At 62.6% G+C, this 9,407-nt stretch carries 8 protein-coding genes; 2 read left to right on the top strand and 6 right to left on the bottom strand.

The window, feature by feature from the left end; genetic code table 11:
• The 5 genes from ACYP01_RS25815 to ACYP01_RS25795 all read right to left on the bottom strand — a co-directional run.
• Positions 1–844, bottom strand: an 844-nt coding sequence (locus ACYP01_RS25815) for a purine-cytosine permease family protein (RefSeq protein ID WP_459683063.1), incomplete at its 3' end; no start/stop codon positions are given.
• Positions 845–979: 135 nt separating this feature from the next.
• Positions 980–2,038, bottom strand: coding sequence for an AAA family ATPase (locus tag ACYP01_RS25810; RefSeq protein WP_459683062.1), 1,059 nt, complete (start codon positions 2,036–2,038; stop codon positions 980–982).
• Between the two features lie 10 nt (positions 2,039–2,048).
• The gene (locus ACYP01_RS25805) at positions 2,049–3,086 is read right to left on the bottom strand and encodes an aliphatic amidase (protein WP_003946093.1); all 1,038 of its coding nucleotides are present in this window, start codon (positions 3,084–3,086) and stop codon (positions 2,049–2,051) included.
• A gap of 26 nt (positions 3,087–3,112) precedes the next feature.
• Positions 3,113–3,733 carry an AmiS/UreI family transporter gene (locus ACYP01_RS25800; RefSeq protein ID WP_065351835.1) on the bottom strand — a complete coding sequence of 207 codons (621 nt, stop codon included), beginning with the start codon at positions 3,731–3,733 and terminating at the stop codon, positions 3,113–3,115.
• 110 nt (positions 3,734–3,843) lie between these two features.
• On the bottom strand, positions 3,844–4,923 hold the full coding sequence (locus ACYP01_RS25795; protein ID WP_221742616.1) for a substrate-binding domain-containing protein: 1,080 nt from the start codon (positions 4,921–4,923) through the stop codon (positions 3,844–3,846).
• Between the two features lie 107 nt (positions 4,924–5,030).
• On the opposite strand from ACYP01_RS25795, the gene ACYP01_RS25790 reads away from it, so the two are divergent.
• Complete coding sequence (locus ACYP01_RS25790) at positions 5,031–5,456, top strand: MarR family transcriptional regulator (protein WP_003946121.1); 426 nt, start codon at positions 5,031–5,033, stop codon at positions 5,454–5,456.
• 37 nt (positions 5,457–5,493) lie between these two features.
• Here ACYP01_RS25790 and acs read toward each other — a convergent pair whose 3' ends face one another.
• Positions 5,494–7,425 carry an acetate--CoA ligase gene (gene acs / locus ACYP01_RS25785; RefSeq protein ID WP_459683061.1) on the bottom strand — a complete coding sequence of 644 codons (1,932 nt, stop codon included), beginning with the start codon at positions 7,423–7,425 and terminating at the stop codon, positions 5,494–5,496.
• Positions 7,426–7,789: 364 nt separating this feature from the next.
• On the opposite strand from acs, the gene ACYP01_RS25780 reads away from it, so the two are divergent.
• A complete protein-coding gene (locus ACYP01_RS25780) occupies positions 7,790–9,406 on the top strand; it encodes a peptide ABC transporter substrate-binding protein (protein ID WP_037132624.1) in 1,617 nt (538 codons plus the stop codon).
• The last annotated feature ends 1 nt before the right edge of the window (position 9,407 follow it).

The raw sequence follows: 9,407 nt of genomic DNA, 5'->3' as shown, positions 1-9,407 counted from the left end.
GCTTGAACGCGCCGAAGATGACCCAGCCGGGCCCCGCGAGAATTACTGCAGCCCACCAACGGCGGGTGTTTTCCGGCGTCTTGGGCGGCATGAAGCGTAGGTAGTCGATCTGCTCGGCGATCTGTGCGATCAGCGACAAGCAGACACCCGCGGCCAGCATCACCGATCCGAAGTTGACGCCCTTGCCGTTTGCGCCGTCCTCACCGCCGAAGGCGAAGAACGCGCTCACCGAATCAGGGTGCTTGAACAGCAGATACAGGAACGGCAGCACCATCATGACGAGCCACAGAGGCGTCGTCCACACTTGGAGCTTTGCCAGAGCCTTCATTCCGTAGATGACCAGTGGAATGACCATCAGGGTCGAGACCGCGTAGCCGATCGAGAGTGGGATCCCGAGCCCCAGTTTCAAACCCTGGGCCATGATGGAACCTTCGAGCGCGAAGAAGATGAAGGTGAACGTCGCGAAGATGACGTTGGTGACCACCGAGCCGTAGTAGCCGAAACCGCTTCCGCGAGTGATCAAATCGAGGTCGATATTGTATCGCGCGGCATAGTAGGCAAGTGGGAAGCCGGTCGCCATGATGACGACGGCAAACACGGCGATGCCCAGCAATGCGTTACCGGTGCCGTACGAGATGCCGATGTTGGCGCCGATCGAGAAGTCTGCGAGATACGCGATTCCGCCGAGCGCGGAGGTCGCGACGACGCCGGTTCCCCATTTGCGGTAGCTGCGTGGCGCAAATCGGAGGGTGTAGTCCTCCAAAGTCTCCTTCAGTGCGGCATTCTCACCGAGATCTGCCCTGTCCGGTGCGCCGGCGGACACCTGCTCGTTCACTGCTGTCATGACGTCACTTCCCCTGGGTGCCTGTGCATGTGCACTTTGTGGTGCAGGCACCCAACCTAGGGAGGTGGCGTTACGCGGACATGTTTGAAATGTGTCGCCCACGTTGCGGATTCGATCCGCAACGTGAGCGAGCACTCATGGGACTTTCTTTACCTGTATCTGATCACCAACTGCCCGCGCCTGCAAGGCGAGTGGTTGCGTCCCGACCGGCCGAAGGTCGAGAACGGCGGCGGCCACTGGGTCGGCCAAGACGTTCCGGATGGTCCGGCGCAGGCCACGTGCTCCGTACACCGGGTCGAACCCGCGCCGTTGCAACAGGGCGACGGCGCTGTCCTCCACCTCGACGTCGATGCCTCTCCTGGCCAACCGAGTCGTGATCAGGTCGATCTCGAGACGGGTCACTTGTTCCGCGGTCTGTTCGTCGAACTCGTCGAGGATCACGGTTTCGTCGATGCGGTTGAAGAATTCGGGGTCGAAGAACTTCTCCAACGCGCGTTGCACCAGATGATGACCATGGCGCGGTCGATCGATCCGGACGCGATCGGCGAGCTGCCGCAGGTGGGATCGCCGACGTTCTGCCACCGCAGCAGAGCCGAGATTCGAGGTCAGGAACACGTAGCTGTTGCGGAACGAGATCTTCTGCTGACCGTTCGCCAACCGGAGTTCGCCGTTGTCGAGGACCTGCAGGAGCGCACGCAGCACGGTGGGGTCGGCCTTCTCCACTTCGTCGAACAGGACGATTCCGGGGGTGTACGGATCGCCCTCGACGGTGTTCTTGTCGAACAGCGTGAAGGACTCCTTGCTACCGGCATATCCAGGTGGAGCCCCGGAGAATGACGCCGCATAATGCTCTTGCGCAAGAGCATTCATGTCGATGCGGCACAGATCATCGGGTCCTGACCGTAGTTCTGCGGCCACGCGCCGCACCAATTCCGTCTTGCCGACGCCGGTCGGGCCAACGAGAAGGATGTTGGCGAGCGGACGCGTCGGATCCGTGGCACCGACATGCGCGATCGAAATCGCACGAACCACTGCGTCGACGGCGGCCTGTTGTCCGACGATCTTGGAACTCAGGGCTTTCGAGAGCTTGCGAGCGTCGAAGGCCCCGACCGGTACGGGTTCGGTTCGTTCCTCGGCCGGCGGTGGTGCTGCTGCACTGTTCCGGTCATGGAGCATGTCGGTGATATAAGGCACAGTGAGATCCTTACGCTTCGATTGTCTTCTCGACCGGCAGGTTTCCGACGCGACAATCCGCTACACCCACTGTGTCTCGGGTGATGGCCTCGACGCGTTCCTGAGCCTTCTGGGCGTCGGTGACCCACAGCTTGTAGAACTCGAACGGGCAGTCCGCGACGCCCTTGTCTCCGTCACCTGCTGCGTGGACACCGGAGTAGCCGCGATGGAGGAGTTTGAAGATGTGGTTCTGGGACTGATCGTTCTCGCGTGCGTCGCGAATGGCTGAGACGGAAAGCTGCGCGTACTGGATTCCGTATTCTTCTTCGCCGGTTTCACCCAGCGTCCGGCCGTCGAATCCGATGATCGCGGAGTGTCCGAAGTAGGAGTAGACGCCGTCGAATCCGGCCGCATTGGCAACTGCCACATAACAATTGTTGGCCCAGGCCATTGCCTTGGACATCATCACCTGCTGGTCCTTGGCGGGGTACATGTATCCCTGGCAACGGACGATCAGTTCTGCACCCTTCATCGCGCAGTCGCGCCAGATCTCCGGGTAGTTGCCGTCGTCGCAGATGATGAGCGAGATCTTCAGCCCCTTCGGGCCTTCGGTGACATACGTCGTGTCTCCCGGGTACCACCCTTCGATGGGGCACCAGGGCAGGATCTTTCGGTACCTCTGAACGATCTCGCCCTTGTTGTCGATGAGGATCAACGTGTTGTACGGGGGCTTGTTCGGGTGGTCTTCGTGCTGTTCGCCGGTGATGGAGAAGATTCCCCACGTGTCGGCTTCGCGGCACGCTGCGGAGAAGATCGCGGTCTCGTCGCCCGGGATGGTGGCTGCTGTCGCGTACATCTCCTCCTCGTTGTACATGATTCCCTGCGTGGAGTATTCGGGGAAGACCACCAGATCCATTCCGGGGAGGCCGGTCTTCATGCCGATCATCATGTCGGCGATCTTGCGCGCGTTCTCGAGGACGCCGGCGCGATCGTGCAGGCGGGGCATCTTGTAGTTGACCACTGCTACGCCGACTGTGTCGTTGCTCGAGGAGATGTCACCGTGTCGCATTGTCTTTCACTCCTTGGTTGTGTCGATCAGTTGAAGACTGGACGGGATTGGGGTACTGCGGTTTTGGGTGCAGCGAGGATCTTGGCCAGGCCCAGGAGCACCAGAAGTGCTCCGGCCCAACCGGCCGCGACGGCGGGTGTGGTGTGGAAGTTGTCGGTGAGGATCAGAAATGCGGGAACCGTGCACGTGGGCTGGCTCAGAAGGACCGCTGCCCAGCCGGTGAAGCGACTGAGATTCTCGCGGCCGAGCCCGAGTACCAGGAAGAACAGCGTCCACAGCGCTGCCCATGCGAGCCAGATGACCCCGAAGACGGGGTCGTTGCTCACTGTGAAAGAGAGGAAGGAGTACACGAGCGCGGCGCACGCGACGAACAGCGAGAACCACCCGATTCCTTCCGGCTCGAAGCCGGCGAGATTGCTGATGCCCACGTAGAGATAGGTGAATCCGAACAGGTAGAGCCCTGAGGCCGCCAGGACGGCACTCGAATCTCCCTGTGCCTGAATCAACAAAACGGTGGGGACGACGCATTGAAGTGCGCCGACGAAGAGGTTGAGGACCGAGGCGGATCGAACGGGAACTGTGCCGAGCAGCATCAGTCCGTTGACGAAGAGGACGGCTCCCACGTAAAGCAAACCAACACTGCCCATCGGGCACCTCCGGTTACTTTCGGGACGGGTTACTTTCAAATGAAATGATTCCAAATGAAACTAAGTGATGCGCGCCACAGAAGTCAAGAGGTGGATCTCAGGGGAAGGTTTCAGAGGGTGGCGATGATCGAGAAGTCGAGTCCGTCGGCGACGGCCAGCTGAATCTTCTGTCGTGCCACGCGATCGCGAAACTCGACGGTTCCGCGAGGTCCGTCGTACGCGGCACCCTCGACGACGGCGTCCAGGTCACGCGGATGTGTGCTGTCGGCGCGTCGAACCAGGGCCGAAAGGGTATGTATCCCTTCGTAACACGATTCGGCGGCATTGTTCAGCGCCGGAGCGTGCGCGCCGTGCAGTGCAACGTAGCGCCCGAGAAGATCCATGGAGTTGCCGTCGACCATCGAACGGAAGTACGCGGCGGAGGCAAACAGGTTGCGGGTTGCCCTCGGCCCGCTCGCGAGCAGCATGTTCTCTTCCATCAACGGGCTGAACCGGATCATCGACTCGTCGAGGCCGCGGCGGGCGAAGGCGCGGTTGAAATCGACGGCGTCCTGGCCGACGAGGAGCATGATCACGCCGTCGCAACCGGAGTTCGAGACGGTCTCGACCAACTGCTTCATGTTTCCGCGCCCCAGGTCGACAAACGAACCGCCGACAAGGCTGAGATCGAGTTCGGTGGCGAATTGCCTCACGGCTCCGAGAGAGCTGTGCGGCCAAATATAGTCGTCTCCGACGACAAACCACTTACGCGCTCCGACGTTGTCGCGCAGCCACTTCAGCGCCGGCGCGATCTGCTGCCGTGGTGTTTCGCCGGAGCAGTAGATGCCGGATCTGACCTCGCCGCCCTCGTAGAGCGAGGTGTACGAGTACGGAATGCGGTCCGCGACCACGGGTGCGAGTGCGTGGCGGACCGAGGAGATGTGCCAACCGCTGACGGCGTCGATGTCGCCGGCGTCGAGTAGTTGTTGCACGCGGGCGGCGACGACGCTCGGCGAAGCGCCGCCGTCGATCACTTCGATCTGGACTTCGCGTCCCAGTACGCCACCGGAGTTGTTGAGGTCGCGGGCGGCCAATTCGCTGATTGCTTCGCAGGAGGGGCCGAACAGTCCGGCCGGCCCCTGAAGGGGAAGCACCATGCCCAGGCGCCACACCGCGCTGCGCGCGCGTTCGAGCGCGCCGGTAGCGCTCATGCGTCGCCGCCGGAATCGGGAGTCAGCGGCCTGGCCTGGGTTACTATCATTTCATTTGAAAGTATTGCCCGAGAAGTGTGAACTGCGCAACAGCGGGGGAGCGATCAGTGGGAAAAAGTGACTCCGGAATTCTTGATGCGTCGCTGACGACTGCGCTGGTCCGAGCAGCTCGAATGGCCGCGGCAGCGGCGGAGAAGGCGCTGGCGGCAGAGAATCTCACTCTTGATCACTGGATGACGCTCGAAGCCCTGGCGTCGACCGAGGGGCTGACGATGGCTGAGCTGCGCGATCGAACGGGAACACCGGCTCCGACGCTGACGCGAGTTGCGGACAAGTTGGTCTCGCTGGCGCTTATCTACCGCGAGGTCGGTGAGGACGATCGCCGGAAGGTACGCGTGTTTCTCTCCTCGCGCGGAAAGTCCTTGCACAAGCGGGTTGCCGCAGACATTCGCGTAGCCGAGGAGTCCTGGCTGACGCCGAAAGAGGAAGTGAAGTTGCGAGAGGGGCTTCGCCCCTGTGTGCCTTTCCGGTAGTGGGGACTACCAAAAAGGCGCACAGGGGCCGAAGGCCCTACTTGCCGCGGATGGCGTCGAATACCTTGGGGTCGACCAGGGTCGAGGTGTCTCCGAGGTCGCGGCCTTCGGCGACGTCGCGCAGGAGGCGGCGCATGATCTTGCCGGACCGGGTCTTCGGCAGTTCCGGCACGATCGTGATCTGACGCGGTTTGGCGATGGGGCTGATGTCGGTGGAGACCTGAGCCTTGAGTTCGGCGATGAGGACGTCGCCGGTGTTCTCGACGCCTTCACGGAGGATGACGAACGCGACGATGCCCTGTCCGGTGGTCTCGTCGGCGGCACCGACGACGGCGGCTTCGGCGACTCCGTGATGGTTCACCAGTGCTGATTCCACTTCGGAGGTGGAGATGCGGTGACCGGAGACGTTCATGACGTCGTCGACGCGGCCGAGGACCCAGAGTGCGCCGTCGTCGTCGTACTTGGCGCCGTCACCGGCGAAGTACCAGCCTTCTTCGGCGTAGCGGGACCAGTAGGTGTCGCGGTAGCGGTCCATGTCGCCCCAGATGCCGCGGAGCATCGCCGGCCACGGCTCGTCGAGGACGAGGTAGCCGTTGCCGCCGGGGCCGAGGGGCTTGGCGTCGTCGTCGACGATCTTCGCGGAGATACCGGGCAGTGGGGCCATCGCGGATCCGGGTTTGGTGGCGGTGATACCGGGGAGTGGGGAGATCATGATCGCGCCGGTCTCGGTCTGCCACCAGGTGTCGACGATGGGTGCCTTGTTGCCGCCGATGACCTCTCGGAACCAGCGCCACGCTTCGGGGTTGATGGGCTCGCCCACAGATCCGAGGAGGCGGATCGAGGACAGGTCGTGGGCGTCGGGGATCTCGCGGCCCCACTTCATGAACGTCCGCACGAGGGTGGGTGCGGTGTAGTAGATGGAGACGCCGTACTTCTCGATGATGTCGAAGTGGCGGTGCTCGTTCGGGGAGTTGGGGGTGCCTTCGTAGACGACCTGGGTGACGCCGTTCGAGAGGGGTCCGTAGACGATGTAGGAGTGTCCGGTGACCCAGCCGATGTCGGCGGTGCACCAGTAGACGTCTTGTCCCGCTTTGTGATCGAAGACGTTGTGGTGGGTGTACGAGGCCTGGGTGAGGTAGCCGCCGGAGGTGTGGATGATGCCCTTGGGCTTTCCGGTGGTGCCGGAGGTGTAGAGAATGAACAGGGGATGCTCGGCGTCGAAGGCCTGCGCCTCGTGCTCGGGTGAGGCCTGTGCGACGGTTTCGTGCCACCACAGGTCGCGGCCGTCGGTCCAGTCGACGTCGATGCCGGTCCGGTTGACCACCAACACGTTCTGGACGGAGTCGGCTCCGGCGACGGATTCGTCGACCGCTGTTTTGATGGGTGCTGCGGCGCCGCGTCGCCACTGGCCGTCGACGGTGACGACGAGCTTGGCTTGGGCGTCGTCGATGCGCGAGCGTAGGGCGGTGGCGGAGAATCCGGCGAAGACGACCGAGTGCGTCAGGCCGAGGCGGGCGCAGGCGAGCATGGTGACGATCGCTTCGGGGATCATCGGCATGTAGATCGCGACGCGGTCACCGGCGACGAGGCCGAGGTCGGTGAAAGTGTTTGCGGCGCGGCTGACTTCGGCGAGGAGGTCGTTGTAGGTCAGGTCGCGGGAATCGCCTGGTTCGCCTTCGAAGTGAATGGCGACGCGGTCGCCGTTGCCGGCGAGGACGTGGCGGTCGACGCAGTTGTAGGCGACGTTGAGTTTTCCGCCGACGAACCACTTGGCGACGGGGGCATCGGTCCAGTCGAGGACGTCGGTCCATTTCTCGTGCCAGTGAAGGCGCTCAGCCTGATTCGCCCAGAAAGCGAGGCGGTCGGTATCTGCGGCAGCCTGCAACTCCGGTCCCGCGTTGGCGGCCGCAGCGAACTCTGCGCTCGGCGGATATGCCTGGGGGACGTCTGTTTCGGCTGCGCTTGTCATGGCTGACGGCCTTCTTTCCACTTTGATCGACACTTTTCTGACTCCGTGTGAGGGTAGTCACAAGCTCGCGTAAACGCACCGTTGCATCACGTTGCAACCCGTTGTCCTGCGACGATCGGTCGAATTGATGCGACGGGTGGTCGCTTCCGCCGACGAGTGAATGGGCGCGGACAGATTTCCCTCGGAATTGCGGACAATGGGTGCGATGCGCGCCCCGCGTCGGATGTGTCTATTGTCAAACCATTATTCGACCACAACTCGAAGTCACGTTCACTTTCAGTTGTAGGCGACACGACGCCGGCAGTTACGGCTGTCGGCAGGCCGCGAGCATGCTCGGGGTCACTTAGATGTGGAAGGAATTCCTTTGCGTATCTCACGCATAGCGACCGGCGCGGTCGCGCTCGGAATGACGGCAGTGCTGATCACGGCATGTTCGTCCGGCGATTCGTCGGGCGGATCGTCCAGCGGTGTCGTCAACGCCTGGGCGGGCGAGCCCCAGAACCCGTTGATTCCCACGAACACGAGTGAGAACCAGGGCGGCCGCGTCCTCGACTCCCTGTTCGCCGGTCTCGTTTCGTACACCGCAGACGGCGGTACGGAGAACGAGGTTGCCGAGTCCATCGAGAGCACCGACGGTCAGAACTTCACCGTCAAGCTCAAGGACGGTTGGACCTTCACGGACGGCACCCCCGTCACCGCGAAGTCGTTCGTCGACGCGTGGAACTTCGGAGCCCTCTCCACCAACGCCCAGATCCAGGCATCGTTCTTCGATCCGATCAAGGGCTACGACGAAGTTGCCGCCGAGGTTCCGACGGCACAGACGATGTCGGGTCTGAAGGTTGTGGACGACTCCACCTTCACCATCGAACTCAAGCAGCCCGAGTCGGCGTTCCCCGATCGCCTCGGTTTCACGGCGTACTACCCGCTGCCCGAGGTCGCGTTCAAGGACATGACCGCATTCGGCGAGAACCCGGTCGGCAACGGCCCGTACAAGCTCGACGGCGCCGGCGCGTGGCAGCACAACGTCCGCATCGACACGGTCGTGAACCCGGACTACAACGGCAACCGCAAGCCGAAGAACGCCGGCGTCGACTTCATCATGTACAACAGCCTCGACACGGCGTACACGGATCTCCTCGCCAACAACGTCGACGTTCTCGACCAGGTCCCGCCGAGCGCGGTCACGACCTTCGAGTCGGATCTTGCCGGTCGCACGGTCAACCAGCCGTCGGCAACCATCGAGACGTTCACGATCCCGGGGCGCCTGGCGCACTTCAGTGGTGAAGAGGGCATGCTCCGCCGTCAGGCGATCTCGATGGCGATCAACCGCGATCAGATCACGCAGCAGATCTTCAACAAGACCAGGACGCCTGCACTCGACTTCACCAGCCCCGCAATCGAGGGTTGGAACGACTCGCTGACCGGTAACGGCAACCTGAAGTTCGACCCCGAGGCAGCCAAGGCCGCTTGGGCCAAGGCCGACGCCATCGCTCCGTGGTCCGGCAGCTTCGAGATCGGATACAACTCCGACGGCGGACACCAGGAATGGGTCGACGCCACGGCGAACAGCATCCGCAACACGCTCGGCATCGACGCAAAGGGCAAGCAGTACGCCACCTTTGCGCAGATCCGCACCGAAGCCACCGACCGCACCATCCAGAGCGCGTTCCGCTCCGGCTGGCAGGGTGACTACCCGCAGCAGTACGGCTTCCTGGCGCAGAACTACCAGACCGGCGGCAGCTCCAACGACGGTGAGTACTCCAACCCCGAGTTCGACCGCCTCCTGCGCGAATCGGCCGGCCAGACGGACAAGGCGAAGGCTCAGGAACTGCTCGATCAGGCTCAGGAAGTGCTGCTCAAGGACCTGCCTGCAATTCCGACGTGGTACCGCAACGCAGCCAGTGGATGGTCGGAGAACGTTTCCAACGTGACCATCAGCTGGAACGGCATTCCGGTCTACGAAGACATCGAAAAGAACTGAC

This window comes from Rhodococcus sp. no. 34, from assembly GCF_054589475.1.
The sequence above is the reverse complement of the archived record's forward strand: the minus strand, read 5'-3'. Positions and strand labels throughout refer to the sequence as shown.